The 23,168-nt window shown below is 72.0% G+C and carries 24 protein-coding genes; 5 read left to right on the top strand and 19 right to left on the bottom strand.

Annotated elements, in window-relative coordinates:
- Positions 1 to 218: 218 nt before the first annotated feature.
- Entirely contained in the window at positions 219 to 680 is a 462-nt protein-coding gene (locus AOM04_RS03115; protein ID WP_062462058.1) for a hypothetical protein, read from the top strand.
- A gap of 204 nt (positions 681 to 884) precedes the next feature.
- Here AOM04_RS03115 and pstB read toward each other — a convergent pair whose 3' ends face one another.
- The 6 genes from pstB to AOM04_RS03145 all read right to left on the bottom strand — a co-directional run bounded on the left by pstB (position 885) and on the right by AOM04_RS03145 (position 6,980).
- Positions 885 to 1,664, bottom strand: a complete 780-nt coding sequence (gene pstB / locus AOM04_RS03120) for a phosphate ABC transporter ATP-binding protein PstB (RefSeq protein ID WP_062462061.1) — start codon at positions 1,662 to 1,664, stop codon at positions 885 to 887.
- A 13-nt stretch (positions 1,665 to 1,677) separates the two neighbouring features.
- On the bottom strand, positions 1,678 to 2,655 hold the full coding sequence (pstA, locus tag AOM04_RS03125) for a phosphate ABC transporter permease PstA (protein WP_062462064.1): 978 nt from the start codon (positions 2,653 to 2,655) through the stop codon (positions 1,678 to 1,680).
- On the bottom strand, positions 2,655 to 3,665 hold the full coding sequence (pstC, locus tag AOM04_RS03130; protein ID WP_082104316.1) for a phosphate ABC transporter permease subunit PstC: 1,011 nt from the start codon (positions 3,663 to 3,665) through the stop codon (positions 2,655 to 2,657). The genes pstA and pstC overlap by 1 nt, the downstream gene beginning before the upstream one ends.
- Positions 3,666 to 3,747: 82 nt before the next feature.
- Positions 3,748 to 4,878: a phosphate ABC transporter substrate-binding protein PstS gene (pstS, locus tag AOM04_RS03135; RefSeq protein WP_062462067.1), complete on the bottom strand. Its 1,131-nt coding sequence runs from the start codon at positions 4,876 to 4,878 to the stop codon at positions 3,748 to 3,750.
- 294 nt (positions 4,879 to 5,172) lie between these two features.
- A complete protein-coding gene (locus AOM04_RS03140; protein WP_062462070.1) occupies positions 5,173 to 5,868 on the bottom strand; it encodes a response regulator transcription factor in 696 nt (231 codons plus the stop codon).
- Positions 5,865 to 6,980 carry a sensor histidine kinase gene (locus AOM04_RS03145; RefSeq protein WP_082104318.1) on the bottom strand — a complete coding sequence of 372 codons (1,116 nt, stop codon included), beginning with the start codon at positions 6,978 to 6,980 and terminating at the stop codon, positions 5,865 to 5,867. Before AOM04_RS03145 ends, AOM04_RS03140 begins: the two co-directional genes overlap by 4 nt.
- Positions 6,981 to 7,119: 139 nt before the next feature.
- On the opposite strand from AOM04_RS03145, the gene phoU reads away from it, so the two are divergent.
- Positions 7,120 to 7,779, top strand: coding sequence for a phosphate signaling complex protein PhoU (gene phoU / locus AOM04_RS03150; protein WP_062462076.1), 660 nt, complete (start codon positions 7,120 to 7,122; stop codon positions 7,777 to 7,779).
- 97 nt (positions 7,780 to 7,876) lie between these two features.
- Here the strand turns inward: phoU and AOM04_RS03155 are convergent, their stop codons facing one another.
- The 6 genes from AOM04_RS03155 to nadC form a co-directional block, all read right to left on the bottom strand.
- A complete protein-coding gene (locus tag AOM04_RS03155; RefSeq protein ID WP_062462079.1) occupies positions 7,877 to 8,623 on the bottom strand; it encodes a phosphoglyceromutase in 747 nt (248 codons plus the stop codon).
- A 175-nt stretch (positions 8,624 to 8,798) separates the two neighbouring features.
- Positions 8,799 to 9,866 carry a lactonase family protein gene (locus tag AOM04_RS03160; RefSeq protein WP_062462082.1) on the bottom strand — a complete coding sequence of 356 codons (1,068 nt, stop codon included), beginning with the start codon at positions 9,864 to 9,866 and terminating at the stop codon, positions 8,799 to 8,801.
- Positions 9,866 to 10,189, bottom strand: a complete 324-nt coding sequence (locus AOM04_RS03165; protein ID WP_062462085.1) for a histone-like nucleoid-structuring protein Lsr2 — start codon at positions 10,187 to 10,189, stop codon at positions 9,866 to 9,868. Before AOM04_RS03165 ends, AOM04_RS03160 begins: the two co-directional genes overlap by 1 nt.
- Positions 10,190 to 10,342: 153 nt before the next feature.
- Complete coding sequence (locus tag AOM04_RS03170) at positions 10,343 to 10,552, bottom strand: hypothetical protein (RefSeq protein WP_062462088.1); 210 nt, start codon at positions 10,550 to 10,552, stop codon at positions 10,343 to 10,345.
- A gap of 2 nt (positions 10,553 to 10,554) precedes the next feature.
- The gene (gene lysS, locus AOM04_RS03175) at positions 10,555 to 12,018 is read right to left on the bottom strand and encodes a lysine--tRNA ligase (RefSeq protein WP_062462390.1); all 1,464 of its coding nucleotides are present in this window, start codon (positions 12,016 to 12,018) and stop codon (positions 10,555 to 10,557) included.
- Between the two features lie 199 nt (positions 12,019 to 12,217).
- Positions 12,218 to 13,132: a carboxylating nicotinate-nucleotide diphosphorylase gene (nadC, locus tag AOM04_RS03180; protein ID WP_062462091.1), complete on the bottom strand. Its 915-nt coding sequence runs from the start codon at positions 13,130 to 13,132 to the stop codon at positions 12,218 to 12,220.
- 106 nt (positions 13,133 to 13,238) lie between these two features.
- Here nadC and AOM04_RS03185 point away from each other — a divergent pair, with 106 nt between their 5' ends.
- From AOM04_RS03185 to AOM04_RS03195, 3 genes are all read left to right on the top strand, one after another.
- A complete protein-coding gene (locus tag AOM04_RS03185; RefSeq protein ID WP_062462393.1) occupies positions 13,239 to 13,499 on the top strand; it encodes a metal-sensitive transcriptional regulator in 261 nt (86 codons plus the stop codon).
- 128 nt (positions 13,500 to 13,627) lie between these two features.
- Positions 13,628 to 15,307 (top strand): FAD-dependent oxidoreductase, encoded by a 1,680-nt coding sequence (locus AOM04_RS03190; RefSeq protein ID WP_062462094.1) that lies wholly within the window; start codon positions 13,628 to 13,630, stop codon positions 15,305 to 15,307.
- Between the two features lie 236 nt (positions 15,308 to 15,543).
- Positions 15,544 to 16,320 (top strand): alpha/beta fold hydrolase, encoded by a 777-nt coding sequence (locus AOM04_RS03195; protein WP_062462097.1) that lies wholly within the window; start codon positions 15,544 to 15,546, stop codon positions 16,318 to 16,320.
- Between the two features lie 81 nt (positions 16,321 to 16,401).
- Here AOM04_RS03195 and AOM04_RS03200 read toward each other — a convergent pair whose 3' ends face one another.
- From AOM04_RS03200 to AOM04_RS03230, 7 genes are all read right to left on the bottom strand, one after another.
- A complete protein-coding gene (locus AOM04_RS03200; RefSeq protein WP_062462100.1) occupies positions 16,402 to 18,096 on the bottom strand; it encodes an L-aspartate oxidase in 1,695 nt (564 codons plus the stop codon).
- 152 nt (positions 18,097 to 18,248) lie between these two features.
- A complete protein-coding gene (gene panD / locus AOM04_RS03205; RefSeq protein ID WP_062462103.1) occupies positions 18,249 to 18,713 on the bottom strand; it encodes an aspartate 1-decarboxylase in 465 nt (154 codons plus the stop codon).
- A 46-nt stretch (positions 18,714 to 18,759) separates the two neighbouring features.
- Entirely contained in the window at positions 18,760 to 19,632 is an 873-nt protein-coding gene (gene panC, locus AOM04_RS03210; RefSeq protein WP_062462106.1) for a pantoate--beta-alanine ligase, read from the bottom strand.
- Positions 19,632 to 20,561, bottom strand: a complete 930-nt coding sequence (locus AOM04_RS03215; protein WP_062462109.1) for a Rossmann-like and DUF2520 domain-containing protein — start codon at positions 20,559 to 20,561, stop codon at positions 19,632 to 19,634. The genes panC and AOM04_RS03215 overlap by 1 nt, the downstream gene beginning before the upstream one ends.
- 1 nt (position 20,562) lies before the next feature.
- Positions 20,563 to 22,143 carry a PH domain-containing protein gene (locus AOM04_RS03220; protein ID WP_062462112.1) on the bottom strand — a complete coding sequence of 527 codons (1,581 nt, stop codon included), beginning with the start codon at positions 22,141 to 22,143 and terminating at the stop codon, positions 20,563 to 20,565.
- Positions 22,144 to 22,162: 19 nt separating this feature from the next.
- Positions 22,163 to 22,645 (bottom strand): PH domain-containing protein, encoded by a 483-nt coding sequence (locus AOM04_RS03225; protein ID WP_062462115.1) that lies wholly within the window; start codon positions 22,643 to 22,645, stop codon positions 22,163 to 22,165.
- A gap of 46 nt (positions 22,646 to 22,691) precedes the next feature.
- On the bottom strand, positions 22,692 to 23,159 hold the full coding sequence (locus AOM04_RS03230; RefSeq protein WP_062462118.1) for a DUF3180 domain-containing protein: 468 nt from the start codon (positions 23,157 to 23,159) through the stop codon (positions 22,692 to 22,694).
- Positions 23,160 to 23,168: the final 9 nt, after the last annotated feature.

The raw sequence follows: 23,168 nt of genomic DNA on the forward strand, positions 1-23,168 counted from the left end.
GGTGGAGGAATACCCTTCTCGACGGAACTCCATTCTACCACTTGGCATTTCCGCAATAACAGGTGCATCTTGCCTGGCAGCGGGCCGTTGGTCCCGTCGGGGCCATTTTCCGGGCATCCGGTGCCGAAAACCGGGTGCGGGACCTCCCGGCCGGCGGTGGCTCCCCGGCACGGCGAGCCACTATCCTTCGAGTGACGTCACCCCGGAAAGGTCCCCCCGTGAAGCACCCCGTTCGCCTTCTGCCGCTCGCCGCGATCGCGCTCGTCGCGTCCGGCTGCAGCGTCGTCAACCCGATCACCACGCACAAGGACTACAACGCGTCTGACGGCATCACCGTGGAGGTGGGCGACGTCAAGGGCATCAACCTCCTCGTGGTGACGGAGGCCAAGGACTCCCCCGCCGTGCTCGTGGGCACGCTGCACAACTACGGCACCGAGGACGTCCAGGTCTCGGCGTCCATCGACGGCTCGGGCATCACGACCATCGACGTGCCCGCGGGCGCCTCGGTGACGCTCGGCGGCCAGGACGCCGAGGAGCACGTCGAGGGCACCTCGACCGCCGCCCCCGGCCTGGTCCAGCCCGTGACCCTCCAGACCGACGCCACCGGCCAGGTCAGCGCCGACGTGCCCGTGCTCGACGGCACGCTCGAGGAGTACGCCTCGGAGCTCGACGGCCTGTAGGCCGCGCCCGACCGACCCACCCAGGCGCCGCATCGTCCCCCGGACGATGCGGCGTTCTGCTGTCGCGGCACGCTGACCGCGTGACCCTCACCCACACGGATTCTGCACTCGCGCGCCCCTTGGTCGGCGTATGCGACGCGAAGTGCAGCCCTGACACGATTCATCCGCGCTCCCGTGTGGGTCACGGTCACGCGGGAAGGCCGATCAACCGAAGCGGCCCGAGATGTAGTCCTCGGTGGCCTTCTCGGACGGCGTGGAGAACATGGTCGCGGTGTCGTTCATCTCGATGAGCTTGCCCGGCTTGCCGGTGCCCGCGATGTTGAAGAACGCGGTGCGGTCGGAGACGCGGGCCGCCTGCTGCATGTTGTGCGTGACGATCACGATCGTGTACTCGTCCTTGAGCTCCTGCATGAGGTCCTCGATCGCGAGGGTCGAGATCGGGTCGAGCGCGGAGCACGGCTCGTCCATGAGCAGGATGTCGGGCTTGATCGCGATCGCGCGCGCGATGCACAGGCGCTGCTGCTGGCCGCCGGAGAGCGAGGAGCCGGGCTTGTCGAGGCGGTCCTTGACCTCCTCCCACAGGTTGGCGCCGCGCAGCGAGGACTCGACCAGGTCGTCGGCGTCCGCGCGGGAGATGCGCTTGTTGTTGAGCTTGACGCCCGCGAGGACGTTCTCCGCGATGGACATCGTGGGGAACGGGTTGGGGCGCTGGAACACCATGCCGACGTGGCGGCGCACGGCCACCGGGTCGACGCCGGCCTCGTAGAGGTTGACGCCGTCCATGAGGACCTCGCCCTCGACGCGCGCGCCGGGGATGACCTCGTGCATGCGGTTGAGCGTGCGCAGGAAGGTGGACTTGCCGCAGCCGGAGGGGCCGATGAACGCCGTGACGGACTTCGGCTCGATCGCGAGGGAGACGTCCTCGACCGCCAGGAAGTTCGAGTAGTAGACGTTGAGGTTGTTGACGTCGATGCGCTTGGTCACGTGAAGAAGTCCTTTACCGGCCGGTCTTCGGGGAGAAGTAGCGAGAGATGAGGCGCGCCAGGAGGTTGAGCGCCATGACGATGAGGATGAGCACCAGGGCGGCGGCCCACGCGCGGTACTCGGTGATGTCGGACACGCAGGGCACCGAGGGGTCGTTGCAGGGCTGCGAGCCCTTGCGCCACTCGGACACGATGTACACCGGCAGCGCCATCATGCGTCCGTCGAAGATGTTGAAGTTCATCGAGTCGGACACGCCGACCGCGACGAGCAGCGGCGCGGTCTCGCCGATGACACGCGCGATCGCGAGCGTGACGCCGGTGGTGATGCCGGCGATCGCGGTGCGCAGCACCACCTTGAGGATGGTGAGCCACTTGGGCACGCCGAGCGCGTACGAGGCCTCGCGCAGCTCGTTGGGCACCAGCCGCAGCATCTCCTCCGACGAGCGCACCACCACGGGGATCATCAGCACCGACAGCGAGATCGCGCCGACGAAGCCCGTCTTGGTGCCCGGCCCGACGATGAGCGCGAACATCGCGTAGGCGAAGAGGCCCGCGACGATGGACGGGATGCCCGTCATGACGTCGACGAAGAACGTGATGGACTTCTTGAGCCACCCGCGGCCGTACTCGACCAGGTAGACCGACGTGAGCAGGCCGATCGGCACGGAGATGACCGCCGCCGTCAGCGTGATGAGGACCGTGCCCCAGATCGCGTGCAGGATGCCGCCCGACGGCATGCCGCCGAACACGCCGCGCATCGACTGCTGCAGGAAGTCCAGGTTGAAGTTGTGGTCGCCGTTGGAGTCGACGAAGAACCGGTCGATGCCCTTGGTCACCACGGTGATGGTCAGCCAGATCAGCGGGATGATCGCCAGCAGGAACGCGAGGTAGACCAGCACGGTCATGGCGCCGTTGGAGGCGCGGCGGCGCAGGCTCAGCGAGCCCATCGGGTTGACGCCCGTGCGGGGGGACGATGCGGTGGTCGTGGCCATCAGTTGGCTCCCGAGAACTCGGAACGGCGCGACACGATCCAGCGGGCCAGCATGTTGACCAGCAGCGTGATGACGAACAGCGCGAGGCCCAGCGCGATGAGCGCCGAGACGCCCTGCGTGTTCGCCTCGGGGAACTGGGCCGCGATGTAGGACGCGATGGTGTTGTGGCTCGACGCGTTGAGCAGGCTCCACGAGTAGCTGAGGCCCACCGACAGGATCATGTAGACCGCCATCGTCTCGCCGAGCGCGCGGCCCAGGCCCAGCATCGTCGCCCCGACGATGCCCGAGCGGCCGAACGGGAAGACGGCCATGCGGACCATCTCCCAGCGGGTGGCGCCCATCGCGAGCGCGGCCTCCTCGTGCAGCTTGGGCGTCTGGAGGAACACCTCGCGCGTGACGGCGGTGATGATCGGGATGACCATGATCGCGAGGACGATGCTGGCGGACAGGGCCACGCGGCCCGTCGCCGAGACGGTGCCGTCCTCGGCGGGCGCGAACAGCGGGAACCAGCCGAACCAGTCGGCGAGCCACTGGTAGAACGGCTGGAGGAACGGCACGAGCACCATGCCGCCCCAGAGGCCGTAGACCACGGAGGGGATCGCGGCGAGCAGGTCGACCATGTACGCGAGGCCCGTCGCGAGGCGGCGGGGCGCATAGTGCGAGATGAACAGCGCGATGCCGATCGACAGCGGGGTCGCGATGAGGAGCGCGACGGTCGAGATCAGCACGGTGCCGAAGATGAGGTAGCCCGCGATCTCGATGAGGCTCTGGCCCTTCTCGGGGCTGATCCACGCGACCTTGTCGAGGTAGTCGCCCGACGAGTCCGTCAGCGCGGGCCAGGCCTCGAGCAGGAGGAACGTCGCGACCGCGGCGAGGACGACGAGGATGAGGCTCGCCGAGGCGGCCGACAGCCCGAAGAAGATCTTGTTCGCCGCCCGCTCGGTGTGCGCGGTCAGGGGGGTCCCCTCCGCCGTCACCTCGCTCGCGGCCCTGGTGGTGCTCACGCTGATTCTCCGTCTACGCGTTGAAGGACGGTGGTGGACTCATCCTTGCGGACAAGCCCACCACCGTCCAATTCAGCCTTGATCAGGCTCAGCCCGCGATCTGGGCGAGGATGTCCTCGACCTGCGCGGAGAGGTCGGTCGGCAGCGGGGCCGAGCCGGAGGCCGAGGCCGCGGCCTGCTGGCCCGCCTCGGAGGCGACGTAGGAGAGGAAGCCGGTCACGTTGGCGGCCTCGGTCGCGTCGTCGTAGGACTGGCACACGATCGCGTACGACAGCAGCATGAGCGGGTAGGCGCCCGACTGGGTCGTGGTGCGGTTGATCGTGTACGCGAGGTCGTTGTCGCCGTTCACCGAGGCGACGGTCGAGTCGGACAGCGTGGTCGCGGCGCCCTCGGAGGACGGCGCGTTGTACTCCTCGCCGACCTTGATGGCGACCTTGCCCATGTCGCCGGCCTTCGAGTCGTCGGCGTAGCCGATCGCACCCTCGGTGCCGGTCACGATCTCCATGAGGCCCGAGGTGCCCTGGCCCGACTCGCCCTTGTCCGTGGGCCACACGCCCGAGGCGTCGTAGCCCCACGCGCCGTCAGAGGTCTGCGCGAGGTAGTCGGTGAAGTTCTTGGTGGTGCCCGAGTCGTCGGCGCGGTGGACGATCGTGATCGCGGTGTCGGGAAGCGTGACGCCGTCGTTCTGCGACGCGATCGCGTCGTCGTTCCACTTGGTGATCTTGCCGTCGAAGATCTTCGCGATGGTCGCGGAGTCGAGGTTCAGCGAGGTCACGCCCGGGAGGTTGAAGACGACCGCGATGGGCGAGATGTAGACGGGCAGGTTGATCGCGCCGTCGGTGCCGCAGCGGGCCGCGGCGGCGTCGTACTCGCCGTCGGCCTCGGACAGCGCCGAGTCGGAGCCGGCCCACGAGACCGCGCCGTCGAAGAACTGGGTGCGACCGCCGCCGGAGCCGACCGGGTCGTAGTTGATGACGAGGTCCGGGTTCTCGGACTGGAAGGCCGCGCGCCAGGTGTCCATCGCGGACTCCTGGGCCGACGAGCCGGCGCCGTTCAGCGTGCCCGAGAGGGCGGCCGTGGTCGCGCCCGCATCGGTGCCGGTGGTGGCCGTGTCGGAGGAGCCGGACGCCGCGGGCTCGTTCGAGGCGGAGCAGGCGGCAAGGGAAAGCGACAGCGCGGCGGCGGTCAGAACCACGCCGGTACGGGTCACAAGCTTCACTTCAGAAATCCTCACGTTGATGTGATGTCCCGGCTCCATGCCGGATGCCTTCACGTTAGGGAGGCCAGGTAACGGCGGACGGGGCGGAGTCTGAACTCACGGTGAACATCGGGTGAACCCGCCGCTCCCGCGTCCGCGCGGGCCCCCGCCACGCCGCACCCTCGGGCGATTTGGTAGATCATGGGCGGTTTCGCGGGATCCCCGCGTCGTATGGGTGGATGGTGGTCGGGCGGCCCGGTCGGCCCGGTCGGTACCTCCGGGGGCGCCCGGGGCGCACACCCCACGAACCCGCCGCTACGCCTCGAACGAGTACCCGACCCCGCGGACGGTCTGGATGAGCGTCGGCTCGGACGGGTCCGCCTCGACCCGCGAGCGGATCCGCTTGATGTGCACGTCGAGGGTCTTGGTGTCGCCGAAGTAGTCCGAGCCCCACACGCGGTCGATGATGACCTGGCGCGGCAGCACCCGCCCGGCGTTCTGCGCGAGCAGGTGCAGCAGCGCGAACTCCTTGGGCGGCAGCGACTGCGCCTCGCCGTCGCGGATCATCTGGAGGCGCTCGGGGTCGAGCGTGATGCCCGCGACCGTGAGCCGCTCCGGCTCGTCGACGATGTCGCGCTGGCCCGACGCGTAGCGCCGCAGCACCGTGCGGATGCGGGCGACCAGCTCGCGGCCCGAGTAGGGCTTGGTGACGTAGTCGTCGGCGCCGAGCTCGAGGCCGATGATCTTGTCCACCTGGTCGTCCTTCGCGGTGACCATGATCACCGGCACGTCGGAACGCTCGCGCACCGCCTTGAACACCTCGGGCCCCGACATCCCGGGGAGCATGAGGTCGAGCAGGATGAGGTCGGCGCCGTCGCGGATGAAGGCCTCCAGGCCGGCCGTGCCGGTCGCCGCGAGCTCGACCGCGAAGCCCTCGCGCTCGAGCAGGAACTGCAGCGAGTCGCGGTACGACTCCTCGTCCTCGACGACGAGGATCCGAGCCTCGGTCATGATGTCCCCTCCTGGTGCACTGCGAGCTTGAACGTGAAGGTCGAGCCCACGCCGGGCTCCGACCACAGCGACACCGAGCCGGAGTGCTGGTGCGCGATGTGCTTGACGATGCTGAGGCCCAGGCCCGTGCCGCCGGTCTCGCGGGAGCGTGCCGGGTCGGCGCGGTAGAAGCGCTCGAAGATGCGCTCCTGGTCCTTGACCTCGATGCCGATCCCGCGGTCGATCACGGACACGGACGCGACGCCGTCGCGCGAGAGGAGCGACACCACCACCTCCGAGCCGTCGTCCGAGTACGCGACCGCGTTGTCGATGAGGTTGCGCAGCGCCATCACGAGCAGGTCGCGGTCGGCGACCACCACCGGCCGGTCCTTGACGTCCGTGACGAGCCGGATCTGCTTGGCCTCGGCGCCCAGGCGCGCGGCCTCGACCGACTCGTGGACCACGCCGTCGAGGTGGAGCTCCTCGTGCTCGATCACGGATCCGCCGCCCTGGAGGCGCGAGATCTCGATGATCTCCTGGATCAGCTTGGTGAGGCGGCGCGACTCCTTGCGCATCTTCTTGGCGAACTTGCGCACCATCTCCGGGTCGTCGGCGCCCTCCTCGATGGTCTCCGCGAGGAGGCTGAGCGCCCCCACCGGGGTCTTGAGCTCGTGCGAGACGTTGACGGCGAACTCGCGACGGGAGGTCTCCGCGGCGCGGGACTCGGTGTTGTCGTTGGCGAGCGCGAGGCACAGCTCGTCGTCGAGCGGCGTCACCCTGACGTGGACGTAGCGCGGGGCCGACAGCACGCCGCGGCTGACCGCAATCTCCCCCTCGAGCGCCATGTCGCGCCGCCACGCCTCCTCGGCGAGGTCCGCGAGGTCGGTGTTGAGCGCGCCGTCGGGGCGCGCGATGCCGAGCGCGGCCGCCGTGTGGTTGCTGTAGGCGCTGCGCCGGTCCCGGCGGATGATCACGGCGCCGGCCTGCAGCACCGCCATGAGCTCGCGGGTGCGGTGCGGCACCAGGGTCGCGGCGATCGCGTCGTTGCGGCGACTCAGCTGCGTTGCGAGGAAGGTGACCAGGGCGCCGACGGCGGCACCGATGATCACGGCGACCCATACCTCCGGACTCATGGCGCCACAGTAACCACGGCCCTGGCAGTTCACCCAATGTTCACGGGCCGCACCGATTGTTCACCGTCGTCCCCGGGCGACCGTCGCATCGTCCCTGCCACGGATGCCAGACTGAGGGGGCTAAGCCAGAAGGAGAGCCATGCGCACCCTGTTCAACGCCGAGATGTCGGAGCTCGCCGACGACCTGATCGCGATGGCGCGTCACGTCGAGACCGCGATCGCCCACGCATCGGACGCCATCCTCACCGCGAACGTCGAGCTCGCGCAGAGCGTGATCGCCGAGGACTCGAAGCTCGACGACCTCGAGAGCGTGGTCGACGAGCGTTGCGTCCTGCTCATCGCGCAGCAGCAGCCGGTGGGCCTCGACCTCCGCACGATCATCTCGTCGCTGCGGATCTCCGCGTCGCTCGAGCGGATGGGCGACCTCGCCCAGCACATCGCCGAGGCCGCGCGCCGCGCGTACCCGGGCTCCGCGATCCCGGAGTCCCACCGCGAGATCATCGAGGGCATGAGCGCGGCCGCCAAGGAGGCCGCGTCCGAGACCGTCAAGCTGCTCGAGTCGCGCGACCTCAATGTCGCCGCGTCGATCGTCGCGGATGACGACAACCTCGACGCGCTGCACTCGCGCGCCTACAAGGGCATCGTCGACGGCGAGTACCAGGGCACCCCGCAGGAGACCCTCGACCTCGCGCTGCTCGCCCGCTACTACGAGCGCTTCGGCGACCACGCGGTGGGCGTCTCGCGCCGCATCGTCTACCTGGTCACCGGCGACCTGTCGGACGCGAGCGCCAAGATCTGACGCTCCCCGAACATAGAGGAAGGCCCCGACCGCATGGTCGGGGCCTTCGTCGTCCCGGTGGACGATGCGCGGGGCGAGCCGCGCATCGTCCCCGGGGCTACTTCTTCTTGCCCTGGTTCGCGACGGCCTGGATCGCGGCCGCGGCGGCCTCGGGGTCGAGGTAGGTGCCGCCCGGGTTGGTGGGCTTCAGGGTCTCCTCGTCGAGGTGGTAGACGAGCGGGATGCCCGTGGGGATGTTGACGCCCACGATCGCGTCGTCCGCGATGTCGTCGAGGTGCTTGACGATCGCGCGCAGCGAGTTGCCGTGCGCCGCGACCATGACGGTCTTGCCGGCCTTGAGGTCGGGGACCACGGCCTCCTCCCAGTAGGGAAGGGCACGCTCGAGGACGTCCTTGAGGCACTCCGTCTTCGGGATGGCCTCGCCGGCGTAGCGCGGGTCGCCCTCCTGGGTGAACGGGTTGTCGGCGGAGATCTCCGGCGGCGGCACGTCGTACGAACGGCGCCAGATCATGAACTTCTCCTCGCCGAACTGCTCGAGGGTCTCGGCCTTGTTCTTGCCCTGGAGGTCGCCGTAGTGACGCTCGTTGAGGCGCCAGTTGCGCTTGACGGGGATCCAGTGACGGTCCGCGGCGTCGAGCGCGAGGTTCGCGGTCATGATCGCGCGGCGCAGGAGCGACGTGTGGAGCACGTCCGGGAGGATGCCCTCCTCCTTGAGCAGCTCGCCGCCGCGCTTGGCCTCGCCCGTCCCCTTCTCGTTGAGGGGGACGTCGACCCAGCCGGTGAACAGGTTCTTCTCGTTCCACTCGCTCTCGCCGTGGCGGAGCAGGATCAGTGTGTAGGTCATGCGGTCAGCCTAGTGGGGACCGCCCGGATCGCGCCCGGCCAAGGTCCCGCCTGGACCGCCGCTCGATTCGCTCCGCACGGTCCTGGGCGCGACACGCCGGTGCAGAAGCGACACGGCGGGCGACACGCCGGGCGATCGCGGAGCAGACCGTGCGGAGCAAACGCGGAGCAGCGGCTCAGACGTCGACCACGCAGGCCGGGCTCGGGACGTCGCCCGCCTCGTAGGGCAGGTCGACCACGTCGCCGATGCCGTTCTCCGCGGGCAGCCCGAGCACGTCGGCCATCGCGAAGGACCGCACACGGTGCCCGCGCTCCTCACCCACGAGCAGCCGGTCGCCGAGCACCGCGAAGTACCGCGGCCAGTGCCCCGCGTCGAACGCACCTCTATAGGTGAGCTCACCCTCGGGCGCGACGTCGAACACGCTGATGACGTCGGGACCGCGCACGCTCACGAGCAGCATGTCGCCGGCGTGACCCGGCACGAGCGCGACGTGCGCGTCCTGCGGCTCCGCGCTGCGGGGCGCGGCCAGGGTCGAGGGGACCTGGGCGACCACCTCGGCGGTCGCGGACTCAGGGTCCCATCGCAAAGTCCTCAACATGTTGTCTAGTTCGCACGACACATACAGAAGGTGTCCCCGCACGGCCGCGTGCCGCGGACCGGCGCCCGGCGGCAGGGTCGCGGCGATGCCCGCGGCCTCGAGCAGGCCTCCGTCGAGGACGCGGTAGCGGCGCAGCTCGTCGGTGCCCAGGTCGATCACGAGCACGTGCGCGCCGCCGGGGGCGAGCACGGCCGAGTGCGCGTGCGGACCCTCCTGGCGGGCGGCGTTCGGGCCCGAGCCCGCGTGCCCGAGCAGCTGGGCCGGCGCATCGTCCACCGGCAGGCCGTCGGCACCGAGCCGCACCACCGCGACGTCGCCGCTCGAGTAGTGGCTGACGTAGATCGCGTCGCCGGAGGGCGCGAGCAGCAGGTGGCACGCATCGGCGCCGCCCGTGGCGAGCCTCGCGAGGATGCGCGGCGCCGCCGGGCGGGACACGTCGAGCACCACAAGCTCGCTGGCGGGGAGCTCGCACGCCGCGTACAGGACGGGCAGGGTGGGGTGCGCGACCAGGAACGACGGCGCGGGCAGCTCGAGCACGCGCTCGGCCTGGGGGGAGTCAGGCGCGGCGGAGCGCCACAGCCCCTCCCCCAGGCCGGCGGGCGTGCCGAGCCCCGCGGCCGGGTAGGTGCCCCAGAGGAGCGCCACTATGCGGCGTCGTAGGCCTCGCGGACCTTGGCCGGGATGCGGCCGCGCTCCGGGACCTCGACGCCGTTCGCCTTCGCCCAGGCGCGGATCGCCGCGGCGTCGCCGCCGGTGGACGATGCGCGGCGGGCGCGGGCGGGCGACTTGCGTGCGGTGGTGCGGCGGCCCGCGGAGATCCACGGCGCGAGGGCGTCGCGCAGCGCGGAGGCGTTGGCCTCGGAGAGATCGACCTCGTACGACGAGCCGTCGAGGGAGAACGAGACCGTCTCGGTCGCGACCGAGCCGTCGATGTCGTCCACGAGGACGACCTGGACCTTCTGCGCCACAGCGATTTCCTTTCACGGGAGGTGCCCCGATATTCGCATTACGGCGTACGCGAGTCAACGCGAATCGCGGTGAATTTCCGAAATCGGCCCCGGAGGGAAAGTCGGCGATATTCTTGCGCCCATGAAAAGGCGCGCGATTATCGGCGTGTGCGGCTAAACCGCGGGATTCTCTCCCGACGCGGCCGGCGCATCGTGCCGCGCCGCCTCGGCGGCCTCGCGGGCGTCCTGCTCGGCCTCCTCGCGGGCGAGCGCGGCGCGCTCGTTGCGGTCGGCGCGCAGCACGGAGCGCATCGCGAACCAGAAGATCAGGCCCACCCCGATGGACGGGATGATGCCGACGGCGACGGCCTGCCAGGTGGACATCCTCAGTCCTCCGTGGGCTTGACCAGGGGGAACAGGATGGTCTCGCGGATGCCGAGGCCGGTGAGCGCCATCAGCAGGCGGTCGATGCCCATGCCCATGCCGCCGCTCGGGGGCATCGCGTACTCCATGGCGGTGAGGAAGTCCTCGTCGAGGGTCATGGCCTCGTCGTCGCCCTGCGCGGCCATGCGGGCCTGCTGCTCGAAGCGCTCGCGCTGGATGACCGGGTCGACCAGCTCGGAATATGCGGTGGCGAGCTCGAATCCGCGGACATAGAGGTCCCACTTCTCGACGACGCCGTCCTTGGTGCGGTGATCGCGCGTGAGGGGGGACGTCTCGACGGGGAAGTCGCGCACGAAGGTGGGCTGGTGGAGCGTGTCGCCCAGGTGGTGCTCCCACAGCTCCTCGACCAGCTTGCCGTGGTTGACGCGCTTGGGGTCCACGGAGACCTCGAAGCGGTCCGCGAGCTGCTGGAGCCGCTCGACCGTGGTGGCCGGCGTGATCTCCTCGCCGAGCGCCTCGGACAGCGAGTCGTACATGGAGATGGTGCGCCAGGTGCCGGACAGGTCGTACTCGGAGCCGTCGGCGAGGGTGACCACCTGGGTGCCGAAGATGTCGTCGGCGGCGCCCTGGACCAGGCTCTGGGTGAGCTCGGCCATGGTGTCGTAGTTGCCGTACGCCTCGTAGGCCTCGAGCATCGAGAACTCGGGGCTGTGCGAGCTGTCGGCACCCTCGTTGCGGAAGTTGCGGTTGATCTCGAAGACCTTCTCGATGCCGCCGACGGCCGCGCGCTTGAGGAACAGCTCGGGCGCGATGCGCATGTAGAGGTCGATGTCGTACGCGTTCATGTGCGTGACGAACGGGCGGGCCGCGGCGCCGCCGGGCTGCGTCTGCAGCATCGGGGTCTCGACCTCGATGAAGCCGCGGCTGTGGAGGCTCTCGCGGAGGCTGCGGTTGAGCTTGGCGCGGTTGCGGACGGTGTCGCGCGCGAGGGGGCGGGCGATGAGGTCGACGTAGCGCTGGCGCACCCGGGTGTCCTCGGCGAGGTCCTTGTGCAGGGTCGGCAGCGGGCGCAGCGACTTGGCGGCGATGGCCCACTCGGAGGCGAAGACGGAGACCTCGCCGCGGCGCGACTTGATGGCGCGGCCCTTGGCGAACAGGTGGTCGCCCAGGTCGACGGTGCTCTTGAAGGCCGCGAGCGACTCCTCGCCCACCTCGGCCAGGCTGAGCATGATCTGGAGGCGCTCGCCGGTGCCGTCCTGGACGGACGCGAAGCACAGCTTGCCCGTGTTGCGGATGAAGACCACGCGGCCGGCGACGCCGACCACGTCCTGGGTCTCCTCGCCGTCCTCGAGGCCCGCGTACTGCTCCTTGACCTCGGCGATCTCGTGCGTGCGGGGCACGGTGACCGGGTACGCCTCGCCGCCGTCGGCGATGAGACGGTCGCGCTTCTCGCGACGCACGCGCATCTGCTCGGGGATGTCGTCGGTGGTCTCGGGGGCGGGCGCGGTCTGCTCAGTCACGCGGACAATTCTACGTGGGACGCCTCCCAGCTTTGCTCGGCACGGTTTCGCCCGCGACACGCGGGGCGCGGAGGGACGGTGCGCGGGATCGGGCGGCGTGTTGCGCGCCGAACCGTGCTGAGCGAATGTGGTGGGCGCTCGCGCGCTACGCCAGGTCGAGCCCCAGGTCCACGATCGGGCTCGAGTGCGTGAGGGCGCCCACCGACATGAAGTCCACGCCCGCCTCCGCCACGGAGCGCACGTTCGCCAGGGTCAGCCCGCCGGTGGCCTCGAGCCACACCTTGCCGGTGGCGTGCTCGCCGGCACGGACCTCGTCGACCAGCGCGCGCATCGTCTCCGGGGGCATGTTGTCGAGCATGAGGAAGCGCGCGCCGGCCGCGATGGCCTCGCGCGCCTGGGCGACGTCCTCGACCTCGACCTGGACGGGCACGTCGGGGAAGCGTGCGCCGATGCGCGCGATCGCGTCCGCGACGGATCCGGCGGCGACGATGTGGTTGTCCTTGACCATCGCGCAGTCGAACAGGCCCATGCGCTTGTTGACGCCGCCACCCGTGCGCACGGCGTACTTCTCGAGCGCGCGCAGGCCCGGGGTGGTCTTGCGGGTGTCGAGCACCTTGGCGTCCGTGCCCGCGAGCGCGTCGGCCCAGCGGCGGGTGTGGGTCGCGACGCCCGAGGCGCGGGACATGAGGTTGAGCAGGGTGCGCTCGGCGATGAGGACCACGTGGCCCGGGCCCTCGAACCGCGCGATGACCGCGCCGGGCGAGAGCCGGTCGCCGTCGCGCGCGACGATCTCGACCACGGGCGGCTCGAGGCCCAGGCGCGCGGCGACCTGGCGCATCGTCTCCCCGATCGCGTCGACGCCCGCCAGCACGCACTCCTCGCGGGTGGCGACCACGCCCGCCACGCGGGCGTCGGCCGCGATGGTCGACTGCGTGGTGACGTCGCGGCCCGGGGCGGCGCCGAGGTCCTCGTCGAGCGCCACGGCCACGATGCGCGCGAGCGCCTCGGCGTCGAGCGGCGCGTCCTGCGGGAGCTCCTCGGGGTGCGGGGTGCGGGTCATGCGCCCATGGTGGCACGGCGGGACGCAAGCCCTGCCGCGCATATACCCCCACGGGGTATCCTGGACCTCTTGAGCCACCCACCCGGAGGAGCACATCATGGCCGAGATCCACCTGAGCCCCGAGGACATGGACCCCGTCGTCAAGCGGCTGCGCCGCGCGCACGGCCAGCTCGCGGGGGTGCTCAAGATGATCGAGGACGGCCGCGAGTGCTCCGACGTCGTCACGCAGCTGGCCGCCGTGTCCAAGGCGATCGACCGCGCCGGCTTCACCATGATCGCGGCCGGCCTCGAGCAGTGCATCAACGCCGGCGAGGAGGCCACGGACGCCAAGGAGCGCCTCCAGAAGATGTTCATGTCGCTGGCCTGAGCCGGGGCCGCCCCGCGGCCCCGCACGAGCGCATCGTTCCTGGTACGTCAGGTCTAGGACCAAGGTCGGAATATACCCCCGGGGGTATCTGTTAGCCTGGTTCCGAAACCTCGACGGAAGGACCTCACATGCGCATCCTGGTGATCGGTGGAGTGGCAGGCGGCATGAGCGCCGCGGCCCGCGCGCGCCGCCTCGACGAGCACGCCGAGATCATCGTGCTCGAGAAGGGCCGCTACGTGTCCTTCGCCAACTGCGGCCTGCCCTATCACGTGGGCGGCGAGATCGAGCAGGACTCCTACCTGCTGCTGCACTCGCCCGAGTCGCTCCGCGCGGAGCTCGACCTCGACGTGCGCACCGAGCACGAGGTCATCTCGATCGACCGCACCGCGCAGACCGTCCTGGTCTCGACGCCAGCCGGCACCGAGACGCTCTCGTACGACGCGCTCGTCCTCTCCCCCGGCGCGGACGCGATCCTCCCGCCCATCCCCGGCATGGACCTACCCGAGGTCACCCACCTGCGCACCGTCGACGAGGCGCGCGAGCTCGCGGGCCGCGCGGCCACGGCGAAGCGCGCGGTCGTCATGGGCGCCGGCTTCATCGGCCTCGAGACCGCCGAGGCGTTCCGTCACCGCGGCCTCGACGTCACGCTCGTCGAGCTCGCCCCGCAGGTGCTGCCGCCGCTCGCGCCCGAGATGAGCGCACTCGTCGCCAAGGAGCTCACCGCGCACGGCATCGACGTGCGCACGGGCGTCGCGGCCACCGGCGTCCACCCCCGCACCGGGGACGATGCGGCGGTCACCGTCACGCTCGGCGACGGCACCGAGGTGCCCGCGGACATCGTCGTGGTGTCGGTGGGCGTCAACCCCAACACCGCGCTGGCCGCCGAGGCGGGCCTCGAGCTGACCGACCGCGGCGCGATCGTGGTCGACTCGCTCCAGCGCACCTCCGACGCGCACATCTGGGCCGCCGGCGACGCGATCGCGGTGCGCCACGGCGTCACCGGCCAGGTGGGCCCCGTCCCGCTCGCCGGTCCGGCCAACCGCCAGGGCCGCCGCGCCGCCGACTCCATCATGGGCCGGGCCGACGAGGCCCAGCCGGTGCTCGGCACGGCCATCGTGCGGGCGTTCGGCCTCACCGCCGCGATGACGGGTGCGTCGCCGCGCATGCTCGACGCCGCCGGCATCGAGTACTTCACGGTGCACACCCACCCCGCGAACCACGCGGGCTACTTCCCCGGCTCCCAGGTGCTCCACCTCATGGGCGTGTTCTCGCCCGAAGGCACGCTTCTCGGCGCGCAGGCCGTGGGCCCCGACGGCGCCGACAAGCGCATCGACGTCCTCGCGACCGCGCTGCGGGCGGGCTTCTCTGCCGACGACATCGCGGAGCTCGAGCTCGCATACGCGCCTCCCTTCGGGTCCGCCAAGGACCCCGTCAACATGCTCGGCTTCCTCGCGCAGAACGTGGTCAACGGGACCACCAAGGTGTGGAGGGGCGAGGACCTGGCGTGGGTCGTGGACAACGCCCTCCTGCTCGACGTGCGCTCGGAGCGCGAGTACGCGATGGGCCACCTTCCCGAGGCGATCAATCTGCCGCACACCCACATCCGTGAGTACATCGAGGGCGTCAAGCAGCTCGCGGCGGGCCGCCCGGTCCGCGTGATCTGCGCGTCCGGCGTGCGCTCCTACTACGCGCACCGCGTGCTCGCGCAGCACGGCCTCGACTCGGCGACGTTCGACGGCGGCATGTTCACGCTCGTCGAGGCGGTCCCCGAGCTCGAGCTCGCGACGGGCGCGTTCCAGCCCGCCTGAGACGCGCACGCCTCGCCGGTTCGCCGGTTCGCCGGTTCGCCGGTTCGCCGGTTCGCCGGTTCGCCGGTTCGCCGGTTCGCCGGTTCGCCGGTTCGCCGGTTCGCCGGTTCGCCGGTTCGCTGCGCACGGTCTCCAAGCCGACACGCCGCATCGTCCCCGCGTGGGGCGGTGCGGCGTCGGCGTGTCCCGGTCCAGACCGTGCGCAGCGAACTGACAGGGGGCGCAGGATGGTGCGCATGAGCCACGTGACCTCCGCCGACGGCACCGCGATCGCGTTCGAGACGACCGGCACCGGCCCCGCGCTGATACTCGTCGACGGCGCGATGTGCTTCCGCGACGCGGGGCCGATGCGCGGCGTGGCTGCCGCCCTCGCCGACCGCTTCACCGTCCACCTGTACGACCGCCGCGGCCGCGGCGCCAGCGGCGACACGCTCCCGTTCTCGGTCGACAGGGAGGTCGAGGACCTCGGCGCCCTGGTCGATGCGGCGGGTGGGTCCGCGGCGCTGCTCGGGATGTCGTCGGGCGCCGCCCTCGCCACCCGCGCGGCCGCACGCCTCGGCGCGGCCGTGACACACCTGATCGCGTACGAGCCGCCGTTCATGCCCGAGCCCGCCCGCGCGGGCGCGGCCGCGTACACCGTGGCGCTGGCCGAGGCGCTCGGGCACGGCGACCTGGACGCGGCGCTGGCGGCGTTCTTCACGCGGGTGGGCATGCCGCCGGCCGGGATCGAGGCGATGCGGGCCTCGCCCGCGTGGGCCGACAACCTCGCGATCGCGCCGACGCTCGCGTACGACGACGCCGCGATGGGTGACTCGTCGATCCCCGCGGCGGCGGGCGAGGTGACCGCGCCGGTGCTCGCGCTCGCCGGCTCGACGACGCCGGAGTTCCTGCAGTGGGGCGCGCGGTCGTTGGCCGGGGCCGTGCCCAACGGCCGGTTCGCGCTGGTCGAGGGCCAGGGGCACGCGGTCGACCCGACGGCGCTCGCACCACTCGTGGTCGGGTTCGTCGCGTAGGAGCGACACTCACCCACCCGTGTGACGCAGGGATCGCCGAAAACCGACAACCACCTACCAATTCCGGTGGCGCGGGGCCGCCTACCCGCCCAGCTCGAGCGGCGCCTTCGCGAACACCAGCTCGCCGTCCGGGTCCAGCCGTGCCGCGAGGTGCACCGCCCACTCCGGATCCGTGGCCGGGAAGTCCTCGCGCTGGTGCCCGCCGCGCGACTCCTCGCGCAGCAGCGCCGCCTCGCACAGCACGGACGCGGAGGCGACGATGTTGGTGGTCTCCCACTCGGCGACCTGCGGCACCACCTTCGCGACCGGGTCGGTGTGGAACCGCGAGCGGATCCGCGACAGCCGGGCCACGGCATCGTCGAGCCCGTCCGCGTCGCGGACCGGACCCGCGCCCTCGTGGGCGATGGCCTGGACGCGCGGGCGCATCGTCGCCGGGACCAGGGCGGACTCCCCCGTGCGCTCGATGGGAGCGACCTGCGTGAGGACCCCGTCCGCGACCATCGACGCCGCGTCGCGGGCCGCGCGGCGCGCGAACACCAGCCCCTCGAGCAGCGAGTTCGACGCGAGGCGGTTGGCGCCGTGCACGCCCGTGCAGGCCGCCTCGCCGATCGCGTAGAGCCCCTGCTGCGTGGACCGGCCGTTGAGATCGGTGAGGATGCCGCCGGAGTGGAAGTGCTGGGCGGGGGCGACGGGGATGAGGTCGTGCGCCATGTCGATGCCGTGCTCCTCGAGCGAGCGCCAGATCGACGGGAAGCGGCGCTCGAGGAAGCGCGCGTCGAGGTGGCGGCAGTCGAGGAAGACGGAGTCGGACTCGTCCTCGCGCATCACGTCGACGATGTTGCGGCTGACCACGTCGCGGGGCGCGAGCTCGGCGAGCTCGTGCCGGCCGACCATGAAGCGCTCGCCGGCGCCGTTGAGCAGGTACGCGCCCTCGCCGCGCACCGCCTCGGAGATGAGGGGCAGCTGGCCGCGCGCGTTGGCGCCCTGCCACAGCACGGTCGGGTGGAACTGCACGAACTCGACGTCCGCGACCGCCGCGCCCGCGCGCAGGGCGGCGGCGAGACCGTCGCCCGTGGACGATGCGGGGTTCGTCGACGAGCGGAACACCTGGCCGATGCCGCCGGTCGCGAACACCACAGCCTTCGCGAGCGCCGCGCCGACGCCGTCGCGCGAACCCTCGCCGATCACGTGGATGGTCGCGCCGCACACGGGGCCGGGACGGCCCTCGGCGTCGGGCGCGCCGGTGAGGAGGTCGACCACCATGGCGTGCTCGATGACCTCGATACCAGGGTCGTTGCGGATCGCCTCGAGCTGCTCGACGAGCGCGCGCGAGACCTCCGCGCCCGTCGCGTCGCCGCCCGCGTGGACGATGCGGTCGCGGTGGTGGCCGCCCTCGCGCGTGAGCGTGAGGTCGCCGTCCGGGCCCACGTCGAACTGCGCACCGCGGCGCAGGAGCTTGCGGATCGAGTGCGGGCCCTCGGTGACGAGGACGCGCACCGCCTCCTCGGAGCACAGCCCCACGCCCGCGACGAGCGTGTCCTCGAGGTGCTCCTCCGGGGTGTCCTCGGGGTCGAGCGCCGCGGCGATGCCGCCCTGCGCCCACACCGTGGACCCGGACGAGAGCAGCCCCTTGGTCACCACGAGGACGCGGTCGACCTTCTCGCGCAGGTCGAGCGCGGTGGTGAGGCCGGCGATGCCGGAGCCCACCACGATGACGTCGGTCTCGATGGTCCAGCCGGGCTCGGGCGCGGCCAGACGTCGCACGAAGGCGGTCATGAACGCCAGGTTACCGGCGCGGATGGGGGACCTTGACCGCGGCCGCCGAGTTCGCTCAGCACGGTATCGATCACGACACGCCGCGGAGATGGGGACGATGCGCGAGCGGCTCGGCGTGTCGCGCGCCGAACCGTGCGGAGCAGATCGGGGGGTCAGGCCCCGTACGCGCCCCAGCCCTGCGCGTGGAACTCGTGGACGGGCAGGCCCGACGGCTCGAGGCCCTCCGCGGACGCGGGCACCAGCCCGGGCTCGTCGGACAGCTCGACCACGCGGTTCGCGGCGTCGACGAACACCACGTGCGGCTCGAAGGTGCGGGCCTCGGCGTCGGCGAGCATGCCGTAGCCGATGATGATGACCAGGTCCCCCGCCTTCACCAGGTGCGCGGCGGCGCCGTTGATGCACAGCACGCCGGTGCCGCGCTCGCCGGGGATCGCATACGTGGTGAGCCGTGCGCCGTTGGTGACGTCGACGATGTCGACCTGCTGGCCCGGCAGCAGGTCCGCCGCCTCCATGAGGTCGACGTCGATGGTGACGGAGCCCACGTAGTGCAGGTCCGCCTGGGTCACGGTGGCCCGGTGGATCTTGGAGATCATCATCGGGCGCTGGAGCGAGGTCATGAGGGGGTCCTTCCGCGCGCGACGCGGAACCCGGAGGCGGGCCCGATCAGTCGATCGGGGGACCGAACCGCGTCACGACGTTGTCGATGAGCCGCGTCTCGCCCACCCGGGCGGCCACGGCGATCACTGCCTCTCCACGGTAGTCCCCCTCGAGCGGGACCGCCGACACCGGGTCGAGCGCCTCGAGGTAGTCGACCTCGACGTCGGGCTCGTGCGCGAGCGCCGCGTGCCCGGCCGCGAGCGCCTCGGCGAGGTCGGCGCCCACCCGGGCCGCCGCATCGGCCGCCTGCAATGCCCGCGACAGCACCAGGGCACGCGCGCGCTCGGGTGCCGACAGGAAGACGTTGCGCGAGGACAGCGCGAGGCCATCCGCGTCGCGCACGGTGGGCACGGCGACGATCCGCACGGGCATCGACAGGTCGCGCGCCATGGTGCGCACGGCGATGATCTGCTGCGCGTCCTTCTGCCCGAAGAACGCGAGGTCCGGCTGGGTCATGTGGAGCAGCTTGCACACGACGGTGAGGACGCCGTCGAAGTGCCCGGGACGATGCGCGCCCTCGAGCACGCGGCCGATCTCGCCGGCGGCGACGGTCACCACGGGGTCGCCCGCCGGGTACATCTCCTCGACCGAGGGCGCGAAGACCACGTCGACGCCGAGCGGCTCGAGCAGCGCGCAGTCGGCGTCGAGGGTGCGGGGGTAGGAGTCGAGGTCGGCGGCGTCGTCGAACTGGAGGGGGTTGACGAAGATGGTGACGACGACCTCGTCGGCCTCCTCGCGCGCGGCGCGCACGAGCGCGAGATGGCCCTCGTGCAGCGCACCCATCGTCATGACGACGGCACGGCTCGCGCGGTCGCCGGCGCGGCGGCCGGGGCGGCTCGCGAGCCCCCGGAGCTCGTCGGCGGTGTGGACGATGCGCATCAGTCACCCATTCCTTCCGTGCCGAGCGTCGCGATGAGGTCGGCGTACTGCGCGGGGCCGATGCGGCCGCCGCTGAGCGCCAGGTCTGCCGTGGCGCGCGCCATGGCACGATACGCGAACAGCGCCTCCGGCTGCCCCTCGAGGGCCCGCAGGTGGGCCGCGACGGTGCCGGCGTCGCCGCGCACCACGGGTCCCGTGAGGGTCGAGACCGCGCCCGGAGCGTCGCGGAGGGCGCCGTCGACCGAGGCGTGGATGAGCGGGCCGAGCACCCTCGCCGGCTCCTCGATCCCGATCCGCGACAGCACCTGGCTGGCCTGCGCCACCGCGGTCACCACGTGGTTCGCGCCGTGCACCAGCGCCGCGTGATAGAGCGGGCGGTCCCACTCCTCGACGACGATCGGCTCGCCGCCCATCTCCACCACGAGCGCCTGCGCGATGGGCAGCAGCCCCGGCGGCGCGGTGACGGCGAACACCGCGTCGATGAGCCGCGGCCGGTCCATCGACGTGCCCGTGAACGTCATGGCCGGATGGATCGCGAGCGGGACGATGCCCGGGGTCGCGTGCTCGGCGAGCACGTCGATGCCGTGGCGGCCCGACGTGTGGACCACCAGCTGGCCGGGGCGCCACGCCTCGACCTTGGCGAGTCCCGCGGCGACGGGGCCGATCGCGTCGTCCGGCACGGTGAGCAGGACGAGCTCGGCGGCGCGCACCACCTCGTCGGGGTCGGCGACGGGCACGCCGGGCAGCAGGGCGTCGATGCGGCTGAGCGTCTCCTCCGAGACGCCGGAGGCGGCAACGATCTCGTGGCCGGCTTCGCGCAGCGCGGCGGCGAGCACCGCGCCGACCTTGCCGGCCCCGACCACGCCGATGCGCAGCCGGCCCGGCCGGCGCGTGTTGCCGTTGACCGCGTGACCGCGGACGTCGTCCATCTCAGGCTCCCGTCTCGAGCCCGACGGCCCGCATCCACTGCTCCGGCGACTGCCGGCGCCTGCCCTCGCGCGCCCGGGCGGCCTGGGCGTCGAGCAGGGCGATCGCATCGTCCACCGCGAGGTGCGCCGCGACGGGCCGGACGGTGCCGGCCGTCGAGTGGACCTCGACGTTCGCGAGCCCGAGTGCGCGCCGCAGCGGGCCCTGGCTGAGCGCGAGCGACTGGGTGCGCTCGTGCGGCACCACGAACAGCTCCTTCTCCCACCGGCCCCGCCGGATGAGCAGCGCGCGCTCGGTCGCGCGCACGCCGCGGAAGCGCCACTGGAACGGGTCGACGCGGCGCGCGGACTCGGGGCTCGCGAGGAAGCCGCCCTCGTCGCCCGCGCCGTGCATCGCGCGGCCGAGCGTGCCCGCGGGGTCCGGGTCGCCCAGGTCGGGCAGCACCAGCCACACCGCGCGCAGCGCCTCCTCGCGGGTCGCGACGGGGTGGAGGACGGTGTCCGTGGACTGGTCGTCGACGCCGTAGCCGGCGACGTTGATGGTGATCCGCCACCACCCGCGACGGCGCCACAGCCAGGGCTGATGCAGCCGGATCGCCTGGACGCGGCCCGGCGGCACGGTCTGGCGGCGGGTCTCGGTGAGGCCGTGGCGCAGGCGCAGCCCGTCCGCGGAGATGCCCGCCGTGAACCCGAACCCGCCGTTGAGGCGGCTCCAGAAGAATCCCAGCAGCGCGGCGAGCGCCGTCACGATCGCGACCAGGCTGGTGCCGACCACCGCGAGCAGCACCCCCAGCACGTCGACGTGCGCGACCAGCGCCACGCCGACCGCGATCACCGGCACGGACGCGAGCGTGAGCGCGGGCCCGCTCAGCACGATCGACCCGATCAGGCGGCCCACCGGCACGCGGTAGACCTCGCGCTCCTCCGCGGCGGCGACCGCGGTACGCACCCGCTCGCGGCCGGCGAGCAGCGCCTCGGGGTCGCGCAGCGCCTGGGTGCGCTCGGCGAGGTGGTCGCGCAGGCCGGTGGACGATGCGGGGGCGGGCTCGGCGCCCGCGGTCACCGGCGCATCGTCCCCGGCCGTGATGCCGGCCGCGAGCGCGAGGATCTCGTTGCGCAGCGCCTCGGCGTCGCCGAGGCGGAGGAACTTGAGCGCGACGCCGGCCTTGTCGCCGCCCGCGACCTGGACGGTGATGGCGGCGAAGCCGAAGACGCGGGCGAGCAGCGGCTGGACCACGTCGACGGCCTGGAGGCGGTCCAGGCGGGCCTGCCGCTGCTGGCGGGTGACGATGCCCTGGCGGAGGTAGACGGCGTCGTCGCCGATCCGGTACTCGGTGCGGCGCCACTGCCACACCGAGATGCCGATGGTGATCGCGAACGCGAGGGCCGCGGCGCCGATGAGCCACAGCAGGGGGAACTGGTCGAAGAAGGCCCACTGCTCGTCGCCGCCGTCGACCCACGCGGGCAGCTGGTTGTGGATCCAGTAGGCGAGCAGGATGCCGAAGAACGCCCAGCCGCCGAGCAGCGGCGACACCGGGTGGAGGCGGGTCCACTCGCGAGGGGCCTGGTAGATGTGGTCGTTCATGCGCGGGTTCCGGGGCCGGTCACAGGCCGGCGAGGCGGGCCTCGCCGCGCGTGGTGAGGCGGTCGCGCAGGCGCGCGGCCTCGTCCGCGGGGACGCCGGCGATGGAGGCGTCGGTGCCGGGGCTCGCGGTGTGGAGCTGGACGGTCGCGAGGCCGAGCATGCGGTCGAGCGGCCCCGCCTTCACGTCGACGAACTGCATGCGGCCGTAGGGCACCACCGTCACGGAGCGGAACATGCGGCCGCGGCGCACGAGCAGGTCCTCGTCGCCCTCGGCCCACGCGTGCGCGGTCACCTGCCGGACGATGATCCAGGTCAGCCACCCGCCGATCGCGGCGAGAGCGAGCGGGACCGTGAGGACCCAGGCCTCGCCGGTGACGGCGGCTCCGACGACGCCGCCCACGATGAGGAGCCCCGTGACCACCCAGAGCCGCGTGAGGCGCGCCGTGATCAGGCGGCGAGAGACGGGGATCCAGGGCGCGGCCGCGTTGTCGTACCAGCTCATGGTTCCCAGTCTGCCAGCGGTGGGACGGGGCGGATGGCGGGGCGGGTCAGGGCGCGGCGGGCCGGGAGCCCGAGTCGTCGTCGCCGCCGTCCTTGCACCAGTGCTCGGCGACCAGGCCCGCGATCACGAGCACCAGTCCGCCGGCCGCCGCGACGAACGCCGAGATCGCGACGTCGCGGCGCGGACCGTGCGACCACTCGTCCGCGATCGCGAGGCCGTAGCCGGCGAACGCTCCCGTGATGATGGCCCCCGTGTACGCGCACGCCTGCGCGAACACCGCCGTGCGGGCGGCGCGCATGCCTGACAGCCCGGGGTTCTTGCCGCGGCGATAGCGGCGCACCGTCCAGCCGAGCCACAGCGCGGCGACCGCGCCCGCGCCCGCCACCAGCAGCACCGTCCACGGCACCGACATCGGCGACGAGCCCGACCCCACCGCCATCCGCGCGATCGCCCACGCGACCACGCCCATGACCGCGGCGAGCGCGGTCAGCCGCGTCCAGCTCAGCGGCGACATGGCACGGAA

The sequence above is a fragment of the Demequina soli genome (assembly GCF_000971195.1).
GTDB lineage: Bacteria > Actinomycetota > Actinomycetes > Actinomycetales > Demequinaceae > Demequina > Demequina soli.

Bases quoted from the DNA above. Each gene is read 5' to 3' on its own strand.
- panD (WP_062462103.1), bottom strand. From the start codon at position 18,713: ATGACCTCGCTCCAGCGCCCGATGATGATCTCCAAGATCCACCGGGCC.
- AOM04_RS03145 (WP_082104318.1), bottom strand. From the start codon at position 6,980: ATGAGTCCGGAGGTATGGGTCGCCGTGATCATCGGTGCCGCCGTCGGC.
- AOM04_RS03170 (WP_062462088.1), bottom strand. From the start codon at position 10,552: ATGTCCACCTGGCAGGCCGTCGCCGTCGGCATCATCCCGTCCATCGGG.
- AOM04_RS03155 (WP_062462079.1), bottom strand. From the start codon at position 8,623: ATGACCTACACACTGATCCTGCTCCGCCACGGCGAGAGCGAGTGGAAC.
- AOM04_RS03230 (WP_062462118.1), bottom strand. From the start codon at position 23,159: ATGTCGCCGCTGAGCTGGACGCGGCTGACCGCGCTCGCCGCGGTCATG.
- AOM04_RS03215 (WP_062462109.1), bottom strand. From the start codon at position 20,561: ATGGACGACGTCCGCGGTCACGCGGTCAACGGCAACACGCGCCGGCCG.
- AOM04_RS03190 (WP_062462094.1), top strand. From the start codon at position 13,628: ATGCGCATCCTGGTGATCGGTGGAGTGGCAGGCGGCATGAGCGCCGCG.
- AOM04_RS03195 (WP_062462097.1), top strand. From the start codon at position 15,544: ATGAGCCACGTGACCTCCGCCGACGGCACCGCGATCGCGTTCGAGACG.
- AOM04_RS03140 (WP_062462070.1), bottom strand. From the start codon at position 5,868: ATGACCGAGGCTCGGATCCTCGTCGTCGAGGACGAGGAGTCGTACCGC.
- nadC (WP_062462091.1), bottom strand. From the start codon at position 13,132: ATGACCCGCACCCCGCACCCCGAGGAGCTCCCGCAGGACGCGCCGCTC.
- panC (WP_062462106.1), bottom strand. From the start codon at position 19,632: ATGCGCATCGTCCACACCGCCGACGAGCTCCGGGGGCTCGCGAGCCGC.
- pstA (WP_062462064.1), bottom strand. From the start codon at position 2,655: ATGGCCACGACCACCGCATCGTCCCCCCGCACGGGCGTCAACCCGATG.
- AOM04_RS03225 (WP_062462115.1), bottom strand. From the start codon at position 22,645: ATGAGCTGGTACGACAACGCGGCCGCGCCCTGGATCCCCGTCTCTCGC.
- AOM04_RS03200 (WP_062462100.1), bottom strand. From the start codon at position 18,096: ATGACCGCCTTCGTGCGACGTCTGGCCGCGCCCGAGCCCGGCTGGACC.
- AOM04_RS03220 (WP_062462112.1), bottom strand. From the start codon at position 22,143: ATGAACGACCACATCTACCAGGCCCCTCGCGAGTGGACCCGCCTCCAC.
- phoU (WP_062462076.1), top strand. From the start codon at position 7,120: ATGCGCACCCTGTTCAACGCCGAGATGTCGGAGCTCGCCGACGACCTG.
- lysS (WP_062462390.1), bottom strand. From the start codon at position 12,018: ATGCGCGTGCGTCGCGAGAAGCGCGACCGTCTCATCGCCGACGGCGGC.